The sequence below is a fragment of the Cellvibrio mixtus subsp. mixtus J3-8 genome, assembly GCF_000766945.1.
Lineage (GTDB): Bacteria > Pseudomonadota > Gammaproteobacteria > Pseudomonadales > Cellvibrionaceae > Cellvibrio > Cellvibrio mixtus_A.
On the sequence record NZ_KN266212.1, the window covers coordinates 99,314 to 122,184 of the forward strand.

General features: G+C 48.2%; 13 protein-coding genes. 6 read left to right on the forward strand and 7 right to left on the reverse strand.

Annotated features, from left to right (window positions below):
* Positions 1-11 precede the first annotated feature (11 nt).
* From A596_RS17735 to mpl, 3 genes are all read right to left on the reverse strand, one after another.
* Positions 12-2,357, reverse strand: coding sequence for a response regulator (locus A596_RS17735; RefSeq protein ID WP_052417649.1), 2,346 nt, complete (start codon positions 2,355-2,357; stop codon positions 12-14).
* A 166-nt stretch (positions 2,358-2,523) separates the two neighbouring features.
* On the reverse strand, positions 2,524-3,132 hold the full coding sequence (locus A596_RS17740) for a flavin prenyltransferase UbiX (protein ID WP_039917298.1): 609 nt from the start codon (positions 3,130-3,132) through the stop codon (positions 2,524-2,526).
* Between the two features lie 139 nt (positions 3,133-3,271).
* On the reverse strand, positions 3,272-4,684 hold the full coding sequence (gene mpl / locus A596_RS17745; RefSeq protein WP_039917301.1) for a UDP-N-acetylmuramate:L-alanyl-gamma-D-glutamyl-meso-diaminopimelate ligase: 1,413 nt from the start codon (positions 4,682-4,684) through the stop codon (positions 3,272-3,274).
* Positions 4,685-4,789: 105 nt separating this feature from the next.
* Between mpl and A596_RS17750 the strand changes: the two genes are divergently transcribed.
* A complete protein-coding gene (locus tag A596_RS17750; protein ID WP_039917304.1) occupies positions 4,790-5,716 on the forward strand; it encodes a type 2 periplasmic-binding domain-containing protein in 927 nt (308 codons plus the stop codon).
* Here the strand turns inward: A596_RS17750 and olsF are convergent.
* Positions 5,701-7,431, reverse strand: a complete 1,731-nt coding sequence (gene olsF, locus A596_RS17755) for a bifunctional ornithine lipid synthase OlsF (protein WP_039917306.1) — start codon at positions 7,429-7,431, stop codon at positions 5,701-5,703. The two genes, A596_RS17750 and olsF, sit on opposite strands and share 16 nt — an antisense overlap.
* A gap of 139 nt (positions 7,432-7,570) precedes the next feature.
* On the reverse strand, positions 7,571-8,713 hold the full coding sequence (locus A596_RS17760; protein ID WP_039917308.1) for a hypothetical protein: 1,143 nt from the start codon (positions 8,711-8,713) through the stop codon (positions 7,571-7,573).
* Positions 8,714-9,026: 313 nt separating this feature from the next.
* On the opposite strand from A596_RS17760, the gene serB reads away from it, so the two are divergent.
* Positions 9,027-10,253, forward strand: coding sequence for a phosphoserine phosphatase SerB (gene serB, locus A596_RS17765; RefSeq protein ID WP_039917311.1), 1,227 nt, complete (start codon positions 9,027-9,029; stop codon positions 10,251-10,253).
* Positions 10,254-10,339: 86 nt separating this feature from the next.
* Here serB and A596_RS17770 read toward each other — a convergent pair whose 3' ends face one another.
* Together A596_RS17770 and A596_RS17775 are read right to left on the reverse strand one after the other, a co-directional pair.
* Positions 10,340-12,442 carry a GGDEF/EAL domain-containing response regulator gene (locus A596_RS17770; RefSeq protein WP_039917313.1) on the reverse strand — a complete coding sequence of 701 codons (2,103 nt, stop codon included), beginning with the start codon at positions 12,440-12,442 and terminating at the stop codon, positions 10,340-10,342.
* A gap of 337 nt (positions 12,443-12,779) precedes the next feature.
* Positions 12,780-14,633, reverse strand: coding sequence for a hypothetical protein (locus A596_RS17775; protein WP_052417650.1), 1,854 nt, complete (start codon positions 14,631-14,633; stop codon positions 12,780-12,782).
* A 249-nt stretch (positions 14,634-14,882) separates the two neighbouring features.
* Here A596_RS17775 and A596_RS17780 point away from each other — a divergent pair, with 249 nt between their 5' ends.
* The 4 genes from A596_RS17780 to A596_RS17795 all read left to right on the forward strand — a co-directional run bounded on the left by A596_RS17780 (position 14,883) and on the right by A596_RS17795 (position 22,824).
* A complete protein-coding gene (locus A596_RS17780) occupies positions 14,883-16,553 on the forward strand; it encodes a methyl-accepting chemotaxis protein (protein ID WP_084128608.1) in 1,671 nt (556 codons plus the stop codon).
* Positions 16,554-16,886: 333 nt separating this feature from the next.
* On the forward strand, positions 16,887-21,053 hold the full coding sequence (locus A596_RS17785; RefSeq protein ID WP_039917317.1) for a bifunctional nitrate reductase/sulfite reductase flavoprotein subunit alpha: 4,167 nt from the start codon (positions 16,887-16,889) through the stop codon (positions 21,051-21,053).
* A 272-nt stretch (positions 21,054-21,325) separates the two neighbouring features.
* Positions 21,326-21,802 carry a tetratricopeptide repeat protein gene (locus tag A596_RS17790; RefSeq protein WP_160280172.1) on the forward strand — a complete coding sequence of 159 codons (477 nt, stop codon included), beginning with the start codon at positions 21,326-21,328 and terminating at the stop codon, positions 21,800-21,802.
* Positions 21,803-22,008: 206 nt separating this feature from the next.
* The gene (locus A596_RS17795; protein ID WP_039917321.1) at positions 22,009-22,824 is read left to right on the forward strand and encodes an EcsC family protein; all 816 of its coding nucleotides are present in this window, start codon (positions 22,009-22,011) and stop codon (positions 22,822-22,824) included.
* Positions 22,825-22,871 lie beyond the last annotated feature (47 nt).

A 22,871-nucleotide genomic window follows, 5' to 3' on the forward strand; every position in this document is an offset into this window, starting at 1 on the left:
CTTGAACCGTTTCAGGCGGATGCGTGTTGGCTTTGCCGCGCTGCCTCGCCGTCGTTTAACACCTGTAACAATTGCTCAAGCTGGATAGGTTTGGTGGCAAATGCATTCATACCGCTGGCAAATGCGCGGTCAGTTTCGACCTGCTGTACACCGGCGGTGAGCGCAATAATCCAGGGTTGTGGGCCTGCGTTTTGTTGTGCGCGAATTTTTTCTGTCGCAGTGTAGCCGTCCATAATGCGCATTTGAATATCCATCAATATGATATCGACCGGTATGCGCTGGCAGATTTCTACAGCTTCCTTGCCATCGGCTACGGCGGTGACATTCGTGTAACCAAGTTTGGATAACATTTTTATAATAACCATCTGGTTTACGCTGTTATCTTCTACCACCAGGATACGTGTTTTTTTGCTGGTAGTTTGTAGTTGTTTTGGTGATGCATCCGGGTGATGGCTGCCCAGTTTCAATGCGCGCAATAGCGCACGAATTAAGTCATTGTTGCGCGTTGGTTTTTGCAAGCTGATGTGCGGTGTGATGCGATTACTATTGCGCTCGGAAGCGCTGCTTAAAATAATTACCGGAATCGGGTTTATGGTATACAAATCGCCGAGCCGCTTGGCCAGTTCACTGCCGTACATATTGGGCATGCATTGATCGAGTATGGCGACATCAAAATGGTGGCCGAGCCCGACATTTTCCAGCGCGTTTTCCGGCGATGCATAAGCGGTTGCCCGCATTCCCCATTGCATTAATGTGGCCGCGAGAATTTTACGATTGGTGGCGTTGTCATCCACAATCAGTGCATGCAAGTTGCGAAACAAGCTGGTGTCCAATGCTTGTTTTTCGTGTTGTTTTTCTTCGTAAATAACCTGGGTGGTAAAATAAAAATGGGTTCCTGTTTGTGGTTTGCTGGTAAGCCATATTTCGCCGCCCATTTGCTGCACGATTTTTTTTGAGATCGCCAGTCCTAATCCAGTGCCGCCGTATTTGCGTGTGATGGATGTATCCGCCTGGGTAAATACCTGGAATAAATTGCCCTGGTGTTCTTCGGGAATGCCAATGCCGGTATCGCGCACACAAAATAAAATTTTACAGCTGCTTTCATCAGGGTTTTTATTTTTTAATGAAATTTCCAGGGTAACGTCACCGCGCTCAGTAAACTTGATCGCGTTGCCAATTAAATTGATGAGGACCTGGCGTATGCGTGACGAGTCACCTTCCAAATGCAAGGGGACTTCCGGTTCGATATAGGAATTAAGTTCTATTCCTTTGTCGGATGCGCTTTTGGCAAAAAGTTCAAGCGTATCTTCAATCAGTTCGCGCAAATGAAATGCATGGACATCCAGGATAATTTGCCCGGCTTCAATTTTTGAATAATCGAGGATATCGTTAATGATAACCAGCAGGCCTTCTCCGCAACTTTGAATTGTGCGCACCAGTTGTTGTTGTTCATCATTCAATTCGGTTTCGCCGAGCAATGATGCACACCCGATCACACCATTCATGGGGGTACGAATTTCATGGCTCATGACGGCGAGGAATGAACTCTTGGCCAGCGCTGCTTGTTCCGCCGCAGTTTTGGCATAATCCAATGCATTTTCAATAAGCACTTGTTCGGTGATATCGCGTGATAATCCCACCAGGCCGAGTAATTTTTGGTGATCATCAAAAATAGGAACTTTAATCGAATCGATATAGCGATCACTACCATCTGCATCGTTAATATGCTCGCGCCATCGCTGCATTCGCCCCGAGCGCAACATGGCTTGTTCTTCGTTAAAAATTTGCTCGCCTTTTTCCTGTGTGAACCTTGGGGAATCTTTATCCGTTTTTCCTAGCCATTGTTCGGTGGTTGCGAATCCGTGGAAATTTCGCCAGGCTTTATTGCCGCCCAGAAAATGGGATTGGGTATCTTTGTAATAAAATAAATCGGGTAATTGATCTTGCAAAAACAAAAAGTAATTAGCCGATTTAATGGCAGCTTCCTGTTTTCGATAGCTGGCATCAATAGAGAAAATTGCACCTGACCACACACATACAGCATCTTCATCGGCCCGGCTTGCTTGTAACAAATAGCGGTTTTTTTCTCCGGTGGCATGCTTGTAGCTAAATTCTATGTTGATTTGTTCGTGCTGGGGTGATGTTTGTAAATCGGTAGCATCACTAAGGCGCTGCTGTAAGAGTGATCGTTCCGGCTCGGGAAGCAAATCAAAAAATGCACCAGGGTTATTGCGAATGTTCTCGGGGGAAATTTGAAAATACTTGGTGATGGTGGGGCTGCAATACTCAAACGAGCCACGGCCTTGAGTGACTTTATAAACAAATAGCACAAACGGGAAATTATTATCTGGCTCCATTATAAGGAGTCCCCATTGTTAACCGGTATGTTTCCTCGTGGCACAAAATGATGCATTTTGGCGGGTCTGACTGGTTTTACAGTTAATGGCAATCTTATTATGCTAGCCGACAGAAGCCGTTTTGTCACAAGTTGGTCTTGCTATCTTTTTAATCTGGCCTGGTATGTTAATCTTCGCCCCAACGCGGCATTAAATCCTGGGCCACACCCAGTTGATCAAGGATGCGTGCAACGATGAAATCAATTAATTCCTCCACTGTTTGCGGCTGCATATAAAAACCGGGGCTTGCCGGCAAAACGACTACACCCATTTGCGTGAGCTTGAGCATATTTTCCAGATGGATTTCCGAATAAGGCGTTTCCCGCGGTACAACAATTAATTTGCGCCGCTCTTTCAGTGCAACATCGGCCGCGCGCTCAATCAAATTATTGCTGGCACCGTGGGCGATTGCTGAAAGCGTACCACCGCTCGCAGGGCAAATTACCATTGAACTGGGTGAACTGGAGCCGGATGCTACTGCGGCAAACCAATCGTCTTTCGCCAATACTTGTACCTGATCTTCATCGGCGTCGAATAGCGCACTAAAAAATGCCTGTTGTTCATCGATATCGCGCGGTAAATCCAAATCGGTTTCAGTGCGAATGACCACTTCGGCTGCGCTGGAAATCATCAAATAGACTTTGCAATCCGCTGCCAACAAACATTGCAGTAAACGCAAACCATATTGGGCACCGGATGCTCCGGTAATGGCGAGAGTGATCGTGCGTTGTTTCATGGTTTTGCCTCCATCGTGGATAGCCGATTAATTCGTTGCCGGGTGCGCAAGCTGCCCGGTGATAGCATTTTTGGAATGACCGGATTTTTATATGCTGTACGCGTTCGAACCATTTTCGATTTTATTTCTTTAAATTAAGTTAAAGCGCATGCTTCGTTAAATGATCCACTAATTTCTGGTGCACTCCACCAAACCCGCCATTGCTCATGATTACAATGTGTGTGTTGGGTTCGCTGATAGAAATGGCACAGTGGATTAATTCATCCAGATCCCTTAACAGTTTTGCCGGCACCGGGCTTTTGTTGACAATTTCATCCATCGCCCAATCCACATTCGGAGGTTGATACCACAATACATCGTCGGCATCGGTGATGCTTTTGTTGAGTTCACTTTTGTGGACGCCCATACGCATGGTGTTGGAGCGCGGTTCGATGATGGCGATAATTTTTTGCTCGCCCACTTTTGCACGCAAACCGGCGAGGGTGGTTTTAATGGCGGTGGGGTGGTGTGCGAAGTCATCATAGACTTTTATGCTGTGGATATCCGCGAGCACTTCCATGCGGCGTTTTACACCGGCAAATTGTTCGAGTGCTTTGGCTGAGTGCTCCGGTGTTACGCCGACATGGCGCGCGGCAATAATTGCAGCTAACCCGTTATTCACATTGTGGATACCGGTTTGTGCCCAGCGTATGTTGGCCACTTCTTCGCCGTTGTGAATGACTGCGAAAGCCGAACCATCAGTAGCTAATAGCTTTGCTTGCCATTCTGGTGTAAGCCCTTCGGTGGATTGATTTTCTTCGTCACTGATTACGGCAAACTGTTGTTGCGGCGTCCAACAACCTTGTTGGATAACTTCAGCGAGTGCTTTGTCATTTACAGGCGAAATTAATAAACCATTATTGGGAACTGTGCGCACCAGGTGATGGAATTGCTTTTGGATCGCGGCGAGGTCGGGGAAAATATCGGCGTGATCAAATTCGAGGTTATTTAAAATTACTGTGCGCGCATTGTAGTGAACAAACTTGGAGCGCTTATCAAAAAAGGCACTGTCGTATTCATCGGCCTCTACGACAAAAAAAGGTGTGTTGCCGATGCGCGCTGAAGTTGGAAAATTTTTTGTCACCCCACCGATTAAATAACCGGGCTCCATGCCCGCGTATTCCAGAATCCAGGCAAGCATGGATGACGTAGTGGTTTTACCGTGAGTACCCGCAACCGCCAGGACCCATTTACCTTGCAGTACGTGATCGCGCAGCCACTGTGGGCCAGATGTGTAGGGAATGCCCTGGTTGAGTACATATTCCACGCTGGGATTGCCGCGGCTCATCGCGTTGCCAACCACCACCAGATCCGGCGCAGCGGACATATACGGCGGTTGCAAATGAATCGGGTCATAGCCCTGGATCAGTTCAATGCCGGCTTGTTCAAGTTGTGTGCTCATGGGGGGGTAAACATTGGCATCGCTGCCGGTAACACGGTGGCCGAGTTGCTTGGCAAGTTGGGCGAGGCTACCCATGAATGTGCCACAAATACCGAGTATATGAATGTGCATACTTAACTCATTATTGAATAGGGTTTGGTGCGGAAGTGATAAAGGGATTAACCTATACTTTTCGGTGGATTGCAACCGGATTGATTTTGGCAGGAGTGTCAACCCATGTTTTTCGGGGTATTTATTGTGCGCGCGATTTTTATTATGAGCTTGTTGGTTGCAATAATCGCTGTCCATGCGTATGCACAAGCTCCTGCCGGCACCAGTGCACGAATTGTAAAAGTTGCTGCTGCCAAGCCGGAGTTCGCGATCGCCCAGGATTATTTTGTTCAGCTATTGCACAAAGCCCTGGAGCGGGGTGCTAATGGTCGCCCGGTGCCGGTGATTCAGGAAGCCCAATTGATGGAGCAGTATGTGGGCGTGCAGGAAATGATTCGCGGAAAAAAAGTAGATGTCTATTGGATGGGCACTGATCAGGAGCGCGAGCGTAAATTGCGTGCGATTCGTATTCCATTGGATCGCGGTTTGATCGGCCATCGCCGCTTTATTATCCAGCAACGAATGCAGGGTGCGTTTGATGGTGTTGCCGATTTAACAGCACTGCGCGCTTATTCTGCCTGCCAGGGCATTGATTGGCCGGATACCAAAGTTTTGCGCAACGCTGGACTGCAAGTGCGCGAGATCACCAGTTTCGAGCGAATTTTTCAGGAACTGGCAACTTTGCGTTGCGAGTATTTTCCGCGCGGTTATTTCGAGGGGTATTCTGAAATTGAACAACGCAAAGCGATTTATCCGGAATTAATATTTTACGAAAACCTGGTTTTGAATTATCCGTTTGCGCTCTATTTTTTTGTCAATACAAAAGATGAAGAGTTGGCGCGCTGGATTGAAGCAGGATTGGAAAAAATGATCGATAGCGGTGAATTTGTAAAACATATGCAAAGCCATCCGTTAACGCGCGTAGCTTTTCCTTTGCATAAAGTGAAAAAACTACGCTGGATTAATATCGATAACCCGGAAATGCCTGTGGGGACGGATTACAAAAATTCCCGCTACTGGTTCCAGCCGGAAGATTTTCAAGCACCCAGGTAACGTGCGCGTTTGGCGGCTTTCATTTGCGTGAGGTCGCCCATAAACAAACCATCCACACAATTACCAAATTCCGAATCCACACTAAATGCCAGCAACTCGTATCCACCTTCTTCGTAGAGCGCGGCGTATTGTTTAAATAATACGGGGATTTTTTGGTTGGCTGCGGTGAATTCCGTTTGCAAGATTTCAAAACCCTGGTCGCGGTCAAGCTTGCTGAATTTGTGCTGCAAATCAATTAAGACATCTTCATCAATTTCATGCAGGTGTTTACCTTCCGCAAGGCTTTCGCTGTCTTTGTAATAGCGCTCGTAATAAAACACCAATAAATCGCGCAACGCTTTTGGATAATGCGCACTCATACTAACGGGGCCGAATACATACCGAATTTCCGGGTGGTGCTGGATGTAAGCGCCCAGGCCTTGCCACAAATAATCCAGGCTGGCTTTACCCCAGTAATCCGGGTGCACAAAGCTGCGTCCTAATTCCAGGCCTTGTTCAAGGTAAGGTTTAATCGACGGATGGAAGTCAAATAAATCGGCGGTATAGAGCGCATCCATTCCTCTTTTCTGCAAAATGTTATGCGCTTCACCTAAACGATAAGCGCCGGCAATGCAGAGTTTTTCTTCATCCCACAACACCAGGTGCCGGTAATAGTGATCGTATTTATCCAGATCGCGACGGCTACCGGTACCTTCACCAACCAGGCGAAATGTTTGTTCACGCAAGCGACCAATTTCGCGCAGTACGGTGGGGTGATGATTGTAATCGCACAAATAAATCCCGTGGTTGTCACGGGTTTGACCAATTAATTCAGCACTCTTGAGCTCCTTTTTTAAGGTGGCGCGGTCTTCCGGATGTGCAATGGTTTTTTCGGTGATAAAAATCGCCGGCCTATTCCCTTTTATACTTCGCTTTTTACCGATTTTATACAGGTGTTTCTTCAGGCGTTTGATCAGCGCTTTATCGGATAGTTTGTCAGTTTCCAGCGCGTGATGAGGAATGACTTCACCAATACGGAATTTAATTTCGGCAGAATGTTTGTTAAACATTTCGTGTGCGAGCAGGGCGGTCGCCAAGGGTTTGAAAATCATTGATGCGCTGTAAAACAGCAGGGAGTTCTTGGCAGAGACAAATATTGGCAGAATCGGTGCCTTGGTTTTGCGGGCGAAATGCAGGAATCCTGCTTGCCATTTTCCATCGCGAATTCCTTTGGGGCTCGCACGCGACACTTCGCCGGCTGGGAATATGATAATGGCTTCGTCGTTATTCAATGCGTGCAGAATATTTTTGTAGCTTTGTTTGTAAGCGCCGCGTGTCATATTATCCAGCGGCAGCAGTAATTCATGTAACGGCTCAAATGCCATCAGCATATCGTTGGCGATAATTTTTACGTCCTTGCGCACTTCACTGACCAGCCTCACCAGTGCCAGGCCATCCAGCGAACCAATCGGGTGATTGGCGATAATGATGACTCGCCCTTGCGCGGGAATATTATTGCGCTCGCGCTGGGAAACGCTGTAACTGAAATTGAAGTATTCGAAAATGCGATCAATAAAGTCGATGCCCAAATTGCCCTGGTGTTCGCGCAGAAATGCATTGATTTCCTTTTCATGGGTGAGCTTGCGCAAAATACTCAGCGTGGAGTTGCGCACTATAGGTGCTTGTTGGTTAAAACCGGGAAATTTATTGGCGAGGGATTGTTCGATGTTGAGCATGGCAGTCATTACCTGACAGGGTGTGTCCCTTGAGGTTATGACTGTGGTGTGACGGTTGTGTGATAAATGGATTGCAATTGTGTGACATTGTGGGGCACCGGTTCCGGCGATAATTCCGGAGCCGGTGTTGAGCGGTGTGCTAAACGGTAGTTGTGCCTGTTAATTGCTCTTCCTGTTTGGCAAGCAGTGCGGCATACGGTGCTTTGAGTGCGATAAATTTACCGCTGTCACTAACAATGTCCAGGTGCTCTTGCAAATCGGCATCAATCAAGCGCTGGCTAATTAAAATCTCACCTTTATCCGGTTTCAAATAATTGTTGTGCTGCACCACAAAATCTTTCAGCAATGATTTATTGGAACTCACCGGTGCAGATAGTTCATGGACGGCGGCGGCGAGGTGCAAACGCGGGCTGGGGTTTTTGGCGGCGAGGTTATTGAGTAATTGCGCGGCGCACACCGCGCGGAAACTGCATTCGTAAAATGATTCGCCAGTGAAATCGATAATCAGGGTTTCACCAGATAACATCTGGCGTTCGCCGGAATATAAATTCAACACTCCTTGCAATTGCTTTTCAAAGCGGCGCAATACTGTCGCAAAGCTTTCGCTGTTTAATTGCTGGTAAAGCTTGCTCATGTTGGTAATCTGCAAGCTCAAACGCACAGAAACTTGTTTGGGCGCTTCCGGCTCGGGTTCGGGGATATCTTCAATGGTGGGCATTTTTTCCACCACGGCAGTAACGATCTCGCTGGTGCTGGGCAATTTATCTTTCAGTTGTGCCCACCACTGGCGCTGGATGGTCCACCAGATCGCGAGTAACGATGCGAAAATTGCCCCCATCCACATTAGAAAGAAACGGTAATCGCGTTCATTGTGCAACGGCACATCGAGCGAAACTTCCAAATAACCGGCAACGTTGTTGTGCAGCGCAATTGGTGCGGAAAATGTGTAGCGCTTGCCGATAATTTCCTGGTTCGGTTTAAAGCCGCTTTGTACCAGTAATTTATTTTCCACGGAGTGAATGGTGGAGCCAATTACATTCGGGTATTGCCCCACTTCCAGCAATATTGCCTGCAAGCTGACAAGATCCTGTTGCAAGGTAGCATTCACCGCCTGGCGCGCTGCGCTATTGGCCAGAACCTGGCCGTAATGGTTGATCTGTTCGCGTTGGTTGAGTTCGCTGTTGTAGCTGTAAGCCCAGCCGCCAAAAATGCCCAGGGCGATCAGCAGCAGGCTGCAAAGAGTAAGTTGTGGGTAACTGCGATAGGTGTTGATAATTGCCATTTTTAATTAAGTCCGTGCGCAACTGCATGCGTTCATCGATTAACTCCGGTTCCTGCCAGAGTCGTGGAAGACGGTCGCCAGAAGCGATGTCGTCTGGAATTGCATTCTAGCCTAAGTTTGACCTGCCTGCTAAGCCATAGTTCTCCTGTGAAAGATCTCATGCCGGGCTACTGTCGCGCCGGACTAATTCCGCTAGAATGCGCGCTTTCGCCCATCCTGGGCCATGCTATAGCCAGCCGATACCGGAATTCGCCCGGTGTTCGTGGGGTTGGCCTGAATAAGTAGCTAAAAGTAGCTCAACAAGTGAGGCTCTGTGAACGAAATTCTATTGATTAACGCCTCGGGTGTGGATAAACCCGGTGTCACCCGCGCGATTACGCAGGTGCTGGCCGATGTGAGTGCGCGCATCCTGGATATCGGCCAAGCGGTGATCCACGACACCCTGGCATTGGGAATCCTGGTGGAATTGCGTATTGCACCGGAAATCCGCGCGCAGTTACTGGAGAAAATCCAGCGGGCGACCGAACCATTGGGGATTCAGGTCCGCTTCCAAACTGTCACCCCGGAAAGCTACGACCATTGGGCTGTGCAACAGGGAAAAACCCGTCATATCGTGACGCTGTTGGCGCGACAAGTGGATGCGACCATGATCGCCGAATTGACGACGGTGACCTCCAGGCACGGGTTGAATATCGATACCATTAACCGCTTGTCTGGGCGTGTGCCCCTTGCGGAATTAACCGCAGAAGAAGCCAGTCGATCCAATGCCTGTGTAGAGTTTTCCGTACGCGGTACGCCAGCTGATATGGCCGCGTTGCGCGCAGATTTTATGGAGTTGTCGGCGCAGCTGAATATCGATGTCGCGTTCCAGCGCGATACTGTGTATCGCCGCAATCGCCGTCTTGTATGTTTCGATATGGATTCCACGTTGATCGATGCCGAGGTTATCGATGAATTGGCAAAAGCTGCTGGTGTAGGCGAACTGGTTGCAGAAATTACCGAAGCTGCCATGCGCGGTGAACTGGATTTCAAACAAAGTTTTGCACGGCGTATGGCGTTGTTGAAAGGGTTGGATGAATCTGTGCTCGCCGGAATTGCTGCGCAACTGCGCTTGAATGAAGGTGCAGAAAAATTAATTTCTACGTTGAAAAAGCTCGGTTATAAAACAGCAATTTTATCGGGCGGTTTTAATTATTTTGGTCGCTACCTGCAAAACAAGCTCGGTATCGATTATGTATATGCCAACGAGCTGGATATTGTCGATGGCAAGGTCACTGGCGAAGTCAAGGGCATCGTTGTTGATGGCAAGCGCAAAGCGGAATTGTTGGAAATGTTGGCGAAGCAGGAAGGCATTGCCTTGGAGCAAGTCATTGCCGTTGGCGATGGCGCTAATGATTTGCCCATGCTGAGTGTTGCCGGCCTCGGCGTTGCGTTCCGTGCGAAGCCGCTGGTGAAAGCATCGGCTGAGCACAATATCTCCAATCTTGGCCTGGATGCGATTTTGTATCTGTTGGGTTTTCGCGAACGCGATAAATTGTAATCGCCACGTTAAAAAAGCAAATATAAAAAAAACCGGTTCACATATGTGTTCCGGTTTTTTTTATCTGTTTCATTTGGGAAACGGAATTACGACTCCATATTAAAATCGTAATTCATCCCCGTGCTCGGCTCTTGCAAATAATGCCCCTGAATATAATGCGCACCCGCTTGCCACAACGTAGAAAGTACGCTGGCGTTTTCTACGAATGGCACCAGCGTAATTTTATTTTCGCCATTTAATTGTTCAATTAAATGAATCAGCGTTTCAGGGCTTTCGTTATTATTTTGGATGTCCGTTGTAAATGAGCCATCAACTTTAATCATAGTGGCGGGAACATGGTTCAAGGTGTTAAACGGATTAAGCGAGCAACCGAAATTACTAATTGCAAAATGCGTTTTGAGTTTTTCCAATCCGCTGGAAAAATGTTTTGCCGCGTTCAGGTGATTGGTGACATCAATTTCCTGTGCCTGGAACACAATGGAGTCAGGTGATAATTTTGCCGCTTTAAAAGCAACGCCCAGCCACGGCAGTAAAGATTCATCGCACAGTGATTGCCGGCCAATGTTCACAATCAATTTGGTTTTATTGCCTTTGGCGCGGTGTTGCGACAACATTTTAATTGATTCAAGAATTACCCAGCGATCAATTTTGGTGGCCGCGCTGATATTGGCTGCTGCCTCCAGGAAATGATTGGGCGAAATTTCCTCGCCTTTTTCATCCAGCATGCGTAAATACACTTCGTAATATTCTTCATCGGAACCGCGCAAGCTAATAATTGGCTGGAACAATAAGCGGAATCGATCAGATGCCAACGCTTGTTGAATTGCAGCGGCGATATCAATTTTAATTTCGTCTTTCGGTGTATCCGGTTCAAATAATGCTGCACAGTTGCCATTATTCGCATGCACCTTTTCCATTGCTGTGCGCGCTTGTTCAATAACAGTGTTGGTATTGGTGGTGGTTTCGTTAATTAACGAGATCCCAATACTGCAAGTTATTTGCAGCGTTTTATGATCGATCTCGATGATATGCCCTTCAATGTCTTTACACAGCTGCAAGCCGCGATTGACTGCCGCATCTGCTTTAACATTGGGTGCAATAATCGCGAAGGTCGAGTCGCTCAGGCGTGCGATGGTATCGCTGGTATTGGCTTTTGCGCGCAACAGGGTGGCGATATCAATAAGTGCCAGATCGGCACCGGCAACACCAAAGGTGTTTTTAATGCGATCGCTAAAATTATCCAGCTCAATATAAAACAAACAGAAAATTTGTTTTTCATCGACAGTGTCGATGATGTGGTCAAGCTGGTTGAGCAGGTATTGGCGATTGTAAACACCGGTCACCAAATCCTGCCATTTGATTTGTTTGAGTTGTGCTTCCAGTTGTTCGTTATTCGTGTGCACAACCGATGTTGCCGTGCGCGCAAGGAACTGGATGCAAGGCTCTTCGTCGTAAGTAACCAGTGATACTTCGAGGTCAATGTGTTTGGTTTCGCCGGATTGGGTGATGCCGGTAAAGGCAAGGGAGCTGGATTCTGCTTCTTCACCTTTGAACGTGAAATCCTTCAAAAAATTTTTCAGGCGGCTTTGGTCTGCGTCGCTCACCATATCCATAATCGGCATGGCTTCGATATCATCTTTATTTTCGTAGGCAAATAATTCAGCAAAGGATTCATTTGCATAGAGATACAAACCGTCTTGCACAAACGCGATGGCGTCGCGCGAGCTGTCCAATAATTGCTGGCTGCGGCGCTCCGCTTCGCGGAAACGGCGATCGGCATTGCGGCGTGCCTGGCGTTGCTCGCGATTGCGTAACTCGCGGTCAATGACCAGCAACAAATGTTGATCATCATCCAGGTTTACGACATCGGCGGCGCCCAGGCGCAGGCCTTCAATAACCGCGAACGGGTTTTCATCCTCATCCAGTTCACTGAGTAAAATAACCGGTACATCTTTGGTGAGGCGGCGAATTTGTTTGATAGCCGTTTGCGGGCTTGGGTTAGCGGTTTTGTCGTTACCTATTAACAGATCCCAGCTTTGTTCTTGCAGTAATTTGACCAGGGCTTCTTCACTTTCCACATGCTGGGCACGGCATGGGTGGCCGGATGCATGCAGCATGCTGATGAGCCGCTCGGCTTCAGAGCGGGAGTTATTCAGGATGAGTAAGCGGATAGTATCTGTTGTTGTCATAAGTCTTCTGTTGTCAGGGATACCTACGCGGCCTGTGCCAATCGCCATTTATGTGCTGCCGGGGCGATGATCGCTGTTGACTATAGCGCGTTTTTACGCATTCGAGTCTGTTGCGTCCGCATTTCCTGTTTTTGTTGGATTATGTAGGTGGATGGCATTCTGCCGATAAGCCGGAAAACTCTACCATGTGTCGCCGTTTGCTTGCCTTGGTATGCAAGCTATTGATCGGGCTATATTACTGAAATCGTTTAGCGTCTCAACCTCACGTGTGATTTATGCGATCTGATCGTTGCTTTTGTGGTTTGGTTCGCACTTTGGTGCACAAAGCCTGATCGATTTACTGCCACACCGAATCAAAATCATCCTTTTTCTCTTCTGCTGGTTTGGCCGTAACCAGTTCTCGATAGCCAAATTGGCTAAATGCGCCAGTGGCAAATAGCCGGTTGGTCAATTGCACGGAGAGATCGTCGGTGCTGACACCAGCCTGGGGTTGCAGATATAACCTGGCCTTGCTGTATTCGTGGAAACTGATGGCATTGGCAATCAGGCTGGGTGGTTGGTTAATAGCCTTCAGCTCCGGGATTTGCAACGCACGCAAATACTCCGCAAAGCCACCGGTTTTATGTACCGCTGCCAAACCGACGGGGAGCGCGTGCGGGGCGAGAATTTGTATCCCCAATTGGGTCGCCCCTTTGGTTTGATGAGCCCAGCGAACTACGCCAATCGCCCATTTAGTGCGGCCATATTCGCGCAGCCCCAGCAATTCGCCGGCGCGAACCTGGGCAGGGATTTCATCGCGCCATTCCAGGCCATAACCGCCGAGGCTGCGATCAATCAAGGGCACGGTATAAACCGGGTGATTGCCTTGGTAGTTCTCCCGTTCCTGGGATTTCAACTGCTTTTCAATATTCAGTGTGGGCAGGGCTTTGCCGTCGAGGATTGTGCCTTTGATATCAAACGTATCGCCCCAGGGATCATCAGCTTTTTTGCCGTCATCGATTTTTAATTGCACTCCGCGTTTTTGGTAAATCGCTCCTTTTTCCGGGGCGCTACTGAGGGCGCTGGATTGGTTGAGGAACAGGTTAAATGGCTGTTCACCCGCAATGTGAAAGTGAATATTAGTAAGGCCCACAGTTACTTCTATATCGGTATTAACATCTTGCCGCTCAAAACTGCGCATCGCCAAATGGCTCCAGGCTTGTTCCAGATGCCGGGTCAGTGCGGCGGTCAGGTTAAACCCGGTGGGAGAATGGCTGTGTCCAGTATCTGTAGATGCTTTGGTGACATCCTGTAACTGTTGTACCAATTGTGTGGTGCGCAACTCCATTAAGTGCAGCGTGGTGCCGGATTCATGGGGTGTGCGCCAGTTGGATTTATAAAATGGCGGGCGGTTGCTATCCAGCAATACCACAAACAGGTTTTCCTTGCCGGCTGGAGTGTAGGTTTCCAGTTCGGCATAAGGGGCAAGCAAGTCCAGCAGCTTATACGTGTTTTCAATTTCATCCTGGCGCAGCTGGTTAGGGCGCGCCGTCGCCAGTAATAAAATCCGTAAATAAAGCTGCTGGATATTCTTCAGTCCACGATGGTGCGGAAGGTTTTCTTCTACCGGCAGATGCTCCACACCCAATGCACACGTCAGGCGATAAAGTGCATGGATCTCGGACCAGATCTGGCTGGAAATCGGTAAATACAATTGATACGAGCGCAATAACAGGAGCCCAAGTGCAGTAAGGGCGCGTTGGATGGCCAACGGTAGTTCAATCGGGTATTCGGTGTTTTCCGGTGTCTTGCGCGCCTTTATGCACAAGTCGCGCACTACCGTTAAATAACCATTTAAAAAATGTTTCTGGATGGCCTGGGCAACAGTGGCGGTTTTTAGTGCGGCCTCGGGCAATATCAGCGGTTGATTAAGGTATTTCAGGGCCAGTCCATTCAAGGTTTGATGTACGGGAATTCGCAGCAACTCCAATAGCAGCAGGCGATTTTCCCAGGAAGTTTGCAGGCGGCTTAATTCATGAACCGCTGTATATAGCGGCGCACTAACTTGCTGGGCCTGGGTAAGTGGCAGTTGTTGCAGCCATTGTTTGACCTGGGGTTCTTTATTACCCCCGCAAAAACTGAGCTGTGCCAGGTTTTGCGCCGGCACAACCAGCTTGCTCAGTAAAGGTTGAAGGTCAAGTTCCCGGGTCATTGAGCGGCCATCACTAAAGTTGCAGTTATAACTATCTGGTTGAATATAGACAATTTTAGACGATATTTTCAGAAGTCCCTGTTTTTACTGGTGATTGGAGTGGAATAGGGCTGGTAATGGCCCTGGCGGTAATGTTGTCTTCCGGTGACTTTGTACTACCTTTAAGTCCACTTAACCATCACTGCAAACTATTACTAAAGCTGACGCTTATAACAATAATTGGAGTTTTACCTGATGCGCTCCTTATCCATGAAATACAAACTGATTTTGCTGGGGTTGGTTCCCGGCATCGTCATTTTGTTAGTGCTGCTCGCACTGGTCAGTTCGCGGATGAACAAAATTCTCGACAAGGATATGGAAGTTGTCCGCGCGACATTGCTGGAGGCAAACAAGACAGAGCTTAGTCATTCCCTCGAAGTGGCGAGTTCATTAATCAAGCCGTTGTATGATGCTGCCAGCGGGAATGACTCCCCGGAAAAAGCCCAGGCCATTGAGCTGCTCAAACGCCTGAAATATGGAAAAGACGGTTATTTTTTTGGTTATGACGGCAATTCCGTGCGCGTATTTTCCGGCAGCGACACTGCCAAAATTGGCGATAGCTTCCAGGGCTATAAAGATGTAAACGGCGTTTACCTGATTAACGATCTGGTCAAGCAAGGCAAGGCCGGTGGCGGTTTTGTGACTTACCATTTTCCCCGCCAGGGGCAGGGCGATACGGCGTATCCCAAACTCAGCTACGCCATTTGGTTGGAAAAATGGAATTTGATGATCGGTACCGGCTTTTATATCGATAATATTGATGCGGCTGTTGGCGCTGCGCGTGAACAGAGTGAGGCCTATATTGACTCCACATTAATGATGGTTTTTGGTGTGGCGTTAACCCTGCTGGCGGTGATCGCTCTCGTCGCCGTCTTTATCGCTAATAAAACCCTGCAGCCGTTAAATGGTCTGGTGCGCAGCCTGGAGGATATTGCCCGTGGTGGCGGTGATTTAACCCGGCGTCTTACTCGCACCAGCGATGATGAAATCGGTGCGGTGATCACCGCGTTTAATACTTTTGTGGATTCCATCCACGGCATGATCCAGCGCATCCAGCAATTGACTCGCCAGGTGGCTGATATCAGCCAGCAAGTCTCGCAAAACACTACGGCTACATTCCAAACGCTGGATCTCCAACGCGAACAAACCCTGCAAGTTGCCAGCGCTATGAACGAAATGGCTGCCTCGGCAGTCGAGGTTGCGCGCAGCACGCAAGGCGCTGCCCAGGCGGCGAGCGTGACGGAAGTGGCCACTAAAGATGCACAAAAGACCGCGACACGATCTATCGACAACATCCACCAGCTCTCGGAAGAAGTGCGTTTGAATACCGATGGTTTGCAACAACTACAGCAAGACGTAAATGGCATCGGCGCTGTGTCCGATGTGATTCGCGGCATCGCCGAACAAACCAATCTGCTCGCGCTCAATGCTTCCATCGAAGCCGCGCGTGCCGGAGAACAGGGCCGCGGTTTTGCGGTGGTGGCCGATGAAGTGCGTGCGCTTGCTGCGCGCACACAAGCCTCAACCCGGGAAATCCAGGGCATGATCCAGCGCTTGCAAGCGAGCACAACCGCTGCGAGCGATTCGATTAACCGCAGCCTGGTGAAAGGCGATGTCTCGGTGCAAATGGTGACAGAAACCTCAAGCGCACTTAAATCGATTGATGATCAGGTCAGCACGATTAACCAGCGCGGTTTGCAAATCGCCACGGCAGCGGAGGAGCAAACCCGGGTGATCGAATCCATCAACAAAAATATGCATGCGATTGCTGATGCAACGGAATCGGCAAGCCAATACGCGGCGCGCTCCAATGAGTCCGGCGAGACCCTTGCCAGGGTAGGTTCAGAGTTGCAGCAACTGGTAGGGCAATTCCGCACGTGATGTTTATTTTTTTTTGCGCACGTTTGGTGCAATTTTAATGGGCGGCTCATCAACTCTGTTTGCTGCACTTTTTAAATTTGCACCACTAAAAAACAAACCGGTGCCCGCATCGCTGAAAACTGCTTTTATCTGGGGCGAAAAATTTTAATTTTCTGCAAGTGAACTCTTGGCCGGCTTTATATCCGATCCAGATAAAAAATAAAAAAATATTGAAAATCAAATTGTTAACTTTGGTTTTCGATCTCAAATGAGTGTTACTGGCGAAAACAACTCCCGCTGCCAGCCACTGGCATAGCGCTTGCTAAACCCCTCCCAACGAGGAGTTGCAGCCCTATGTCGAGTTCAGTTGTTAAATCTGTACGTTCTGTGTGCCCTTATTGTGGTGTGGGCTGCGGTATGGTTCTTGAAACCGATGGTAAAAAAGTTACCAGGGTATCGGGCGATAAAAATCATCCCTCCAATTTCGGCCGCCTGTGCACCAAGGGGCAAACCAGCGCCCAGGCATTGGTTAATTCCGGGCGCATGGAGTCAGCGTTTGTGCGCACCGAGCGCAATCGCGATCCCGTGAAAACGCCAATGGCGCAAGCAATCAGCACCACTGCAAAACGCCTGCGCGAAATTCTTGATCAACACGGCCCTGACTCGCTCAGCTTTTATGTCTCCGGGCAAATGTCTATCGAATCCCAATATCTGGTGAACAAACTCTGCAAAGGTTTTGTGCGCACCAACAATATTGAATCCAATTCGCGCTTGTGTATGGCGAGCGCAGGGATGGGTTACAAACTTTCATTGGGCGCCGATGCGCCACCCGGTTCTTACCAGGATTTTGATCACACCGATTTATTTTTTGTAATCGGTGCAAACATGGCCGATTGCCATCCAATTTTATATTTACGCATGATGGATCGTGTAAAAGCCGGTGCAAAATTAATTGTCGCCGATCCGCGTCGTACCACCACCGCTGAAAAAGCCAATTTGTTTCTGCCGATCAAACCCGGTACTGATCTCGCGTTGTTAAATGGTTTGTTATTTTTGTTGCACAAAAATGGTAAAACCGATTCAGAATTTATCGCGCAATACACGCAAGGTTGGGAAAATTTTCCGGAGTTTCTCGCTGATTACACGCCGGAAAATGTCAGTGAAATTACCGGCCTTCCTGTCGATGCAATTATTAAAGCAGCGGATTTAATCGGCGCTGCGCCCGAATTTATGACTTGTTGGACCATGGGTCTGAATCAAAGCACCCACGGCACCTGGAATACCAATGCAATCTGTAATTTGCATTTGGCGACTGGAAAAATTTGCCGCCTTGGCAGCGGACCTTTTTCGCTCACTGGCCAACCTAATGCGATGGGCGGCCGTGAGATGGGTTATATGGGCCCAGGGTTGCCGGGGCAACGTGCGTTGTTGGTAGAAAAGGATCGCGATTTTATCGAAAAACTGTGGGGTATTCCGCACGGCTCCATCAGTACCACATTAGGCAAAGGTACGGTGGATATGTTTGAGCGCATGGCCGCCGGAGAAATAAAAGCCTGCTGGATTATTTGCACTAATCCTGTGGCTTCTGTGCCCAATCGCAAAATTGTGATTGAAGGTTTACGAAAAGCCGGGCTGGTTATCGCGCAAGATGCATTTCTTGATACCGAAACCAATCGCTATGCCGATATCTTATTGCCCGGCGCATTATGGGCAGAAGCGGAGGGCGTAATGATTAACTCCGAACGCAATATCACGTTGATGCAGGAAGCCGTTCAACCTCCAGGTGATGCTATGGCTGATTGGGAAATTGTTGCGCGTGTTGCGCGCGAAATGGGATTTAGTGAAGGATTCAATTTTAATTCTGCCGCTGAGGTGTTTGACGAAATCAAGCAAAGCTACAACCCCAAAACCGGTTACGATTTGCGTGGTGTCAGCTATGAACGCTTGCGTAAAGATCCATTGCAATGGCCCTGTGCCGATGAAAATTCCAATCGTAATCCGATTCGTTATTTAAATACCGGTGTCAATCAACCTTTAAAAACTGCTGATGATGGTTCGGTTCCCGCATTCCAATTTGCTACCGAGTCCGGCAAAGCAATTTTTTTGCCGCGGCCCCATGTGAACCCGGCAGAAATGCCCGATGCGGAATTTCCCATGGTGCTCAATACCGGTCGCGTACAGCACCAATGGCACACGCTCACTAAAACTGGAAAAATCCCGACACTCAATAAGTTAAACCCCGGTACCTTTGTTGAAATAAATCCGCACGATGCTATTGAGTTGGGCATAAAAAACAAGGACAAAGTAGAAGTGCGTTCCCGCCGCGGTTACGTAATTCTGCCCGCTGTAATAACGGATCGTGTACTTCCCGGAAATTGTTTCGCGCCCATCCATTGGAACGATATATATGGCGATAATCTCTGCATCAATGCTGTGACCAATGACAAAGTGGATGCAATTTCCCTACAACCGGAATTAAAAGTAGCCGCTGTTGTATTAAAACGTATTGAGGTTTTTGCGGAAGAATCCCCCGGCTTCAATAACTATACCGCCGCACCTGCCCGCACACAGGACGTGTTAAATAGTCAATGGCTATTGGCGCCTGCGGACGAGGAAACCAGTATGACTTTAATTAAAACCTTCGCCGAAAAAGTCGGTGTAGCTGAAACAATCGCACCGACTTTTTCGACGGACGAAAAAACTTACCTCGCGGGTTTTATCGGCGGCTTGCATGCCAGTGCTAAATTTATCCAGGCCGTGCCTGTATTGCCGGGTGATGCACCGGTCAACGCGGAGTATCGCCATTGGATAAACGGTTTGCTTGCCGGTATGTTTAGCCGTGTTTTGCCCTTGGGGGTAAACACCGCATCCGCAGAAAATAAACCGGTATTGACATTGCTGTGGGCTTCACAAACCGGCAACGCAGAAACGCTTGCACAAAAATTCATGCAGGAATTATCGGCGCAAGGTTGGGCTGTGAATTTGCAACCCATGAATGGCTACTCAATAGCAAGGCTTGCTGTGGATAAATTTGCCGTTTTTGTTACCAGCACTTTTGGCGATGGTGATGCCCCGGATAATGGCGGCGATTTCTGGAGTCAATTAAATGATGGTGCCGTGACAGCACTCAATGAATTGCAATTCGGTTTGTTGGCATTGGGCGATTCCAATTACGATCAATTCTGTGGCCATGGCAAAAAATTATTCGCACGCTTGCAAGCCCTTGGAGCCAAAGCGTTAGTAGAGCGTGTGGATTGCGACACGGATTTTGAAGTGCCAGCAGCAGAATGGTTTGCTAAGCTCAAGGAACAATTAGCGCCGCATGTGCTTGCACAAGCGGCCACTACGGCTTCTGCGAGTTCAATATCACCTATGTCTGTTAGTGCAAGTGCAACAGGTTTCACCAAAGCCAATCCCTACGCATCGCGTTTGGTGGTGAATAATCGTTTGAGTGGCGAAGGTTCCGGTAAGGACGTTCGCCAATTTGGTTTTGATCTGGGCGATTCCGGTATCGCGTATGAAGCGGGTGATGCGCTTGGCATTTGGCCAAAGAACTGCCCTGACTACGTTTATGAATTGGAGCAGGCACTTGGCCTGAATGCAGATGCTCCGGTAGTTATCGATACCCACGAAAAACCATTGCACAGCGCATTAATAGAAAACTACGAAATTTGCCGCCCCAGCCTGGAATCGTTGCAATTTATTGCAGCGCGTTGCAACAGTAATGATCTAAAAAAATTAATGGATGCCGAACGCAGGCAGGAATTGCAGGAGTGGCTTTATGGTCGCCAGTTGGTGGATATCCTGCAGGAATTTCCAATTCGCACAAACGTGGAAGAATTTATCGCTGTATTAAAACGCATCCAACCGCGTTTATATTCCATCGCCTCCAGTTCAAAAGCGCAGCCAACACGAATTGATTTAACCGTATCGGCGGTGCGTTACACGCGTTTTCGCGAAAGTAAAAAAATTCGCAAAGGCGTTGCGTCTACATTCCTTGCTGACCGCGCGAGCAATGTGGATGTGCCAATCTTCGTTCAACCAAGTAAACATTTCCACGTACCGGAAAATGGCGATACACCGCTAATCATGGTCGGCCCTGGCACCGGCATCGCTCCGTTCCGTGGTTTTCTGCAAGAGCGGCAAGCGCGCGGTGATGCTGGAAAAAACTGGCTGTTCTTCGGTGAGCAGCACGCGACAACGGATTTTTATTACCGGGATGAATTGCAACAATTCCAGAAAGACGGCGTACTCAATGAATTAAGTTTGGCATTCTCGCGCGATCAAACAACAAAAATTTATGTGCAGGATTGCATGCGTGAACGCGGCGCCGATATCTGGGAATGGCTGGAGCAGGGCGCTTACTTTTGCGTGTGCGGCGACGCCAGCCGGATGGCGAAAGATGTAGACCTGGCATTGCGCAATATTATCCAGCAATACGGAAAATTCGATGAAGCTGAAACCGTTAACTACATCCGTAAATTGAATATGGACAAGCGTTATTTGCGCGATGTTTATTAATATATCGCTATGCTTAACGACCAGTTTCCAGGCCTTTTTTCTTCTTGTTTACAAATGTAACTTCGCCGCTAATACTTGCACTACTGACCCGTTTTGCTTAACGTTTACAATATTATTGAACCCAACTTTTTTGTATCCGGCCCCAGGCCATTTTTATGGGGGGATATGTAGCGGAGGAAGGTAATTTCTTCTCTGGTATTTGTGAATTTTAACAATTGAACCTTGGTGCAATCATCGCCAGATTTTCTGGCGGTTTTGATATGGTATTAAAGATGGAAAAATCAATAAAACAAAAAGCTGAAGCACTTTTCGATGACGGTGATTTGGACGTTTTGTATGAATTGCTAGCGCCTTATTTGGAGCAGGGAGATCCTGATGCGGAGTTTTTGTATTCAAGCTTCAGTCTGGAAAGTAAAAATGAGACTGAAGAAGAGTTTGAAGAGCGGAGTATGAGATTGCTAATCAGCGCTTCCGAGGGCGGTGTTGCGGAAGCGTCCTATCGCCTGGGGGTGATTTATCTTTATGGTGATTTTGTCGATACCAACTCCAAAAGCTCAAGTGAGTATTTTGAGCGCGCAATCGCCCAGGGGCATTCCCATTCAAAATTTACGTATGGTTTTAGTCTTTACTACGGCTCCAGTGGCGTTAGCCAGGATAAAGCGCGCGGCTTACAATTTTTGGAAGAGGCAGCAAAAGAAGGGGTTGGACTGGCGACGGAAGAATTAAAATTGATACATGCAAGGGAATGAAAATTACCCGGTAACGTTGGTCGCAATAATAACGTTCCTAATAAACGGTGAATAAAAAAACGAAAACATTCCTTATCAAATCCCGACAAAATTTCCTACTCATACGAACTTAAGTATTCGTGGCAAGGTCGGAGATAAATACGCGCTATATCGTGCTTTAACCAATACGTTATGGACCCGCTTGAAATCTACGATGGGGGATACCTATGGAACTTAATTTTCCTGAACAGGATAGAAAGGAGCTACAGGTTGCCAAAAATTTATTGGAAAACCCCGGTGTTGCAGCAAAGGTAACCAGTTTTATAGGAACTCCTATCGAAAAGGGGCTCGCGTTATTACCGGATAGCTGGAATAAAAATATTGGCGAAGTCACTCAGGCTGCATTGCTTAAGGCGTCAGAGGCCGCCATTTTTACGATGAAAGATATTCCCGGTGAAGAGTCCTCAAACATTTGGCACAAGCTTGGTGTTGCTGTTAGTGGCGGCGTCGGCGGTTTTTTTGGTATCGCTGCGTTATCGATTGAATTACCGGTTTCAACGTCCATCATGTTGCGTTCGATTGCCGACGTTGCAAGAAGCGAAGGTGAATCCATCTCTGCAATAGAAACAAAACTGGCTTGCCTGGAGGTGTTTGCACTGGGTGGAAATAGCAGGGCGGATGATGGTTCAGACAGTGGCTATTATGCAGTGCGCGCCACATTGGCGCGATCTGTTGCCGCGGCTTCGGAATTTATTGCAAACAATACTTTAACCAGCGAAGGTGCCCCGCTATTAATCAGGTTCATCGCGCTTGTTGCACAGCGGTTTGGAATTCAGGTAACAGAGAAAGCAGCCGCCCAGGCCATTCCTGCGATTGGTGCTGCGGGTGGGGCAATAATTAACACAATATTTATCGATCATTTTCAAGACATGGCACGCGGGCATTTCATTATACGAAAACTCGAACGAAAGCATGGAAAGCAAATGATCGAGCGTATGTATCTCGCACTTCCCAAGCGCGGCGAATCCCCGCCTTCCGGCTAAATTAAAAGATCAGGCTCCGGACGGTGGGGTTATAATCATTCAATAAA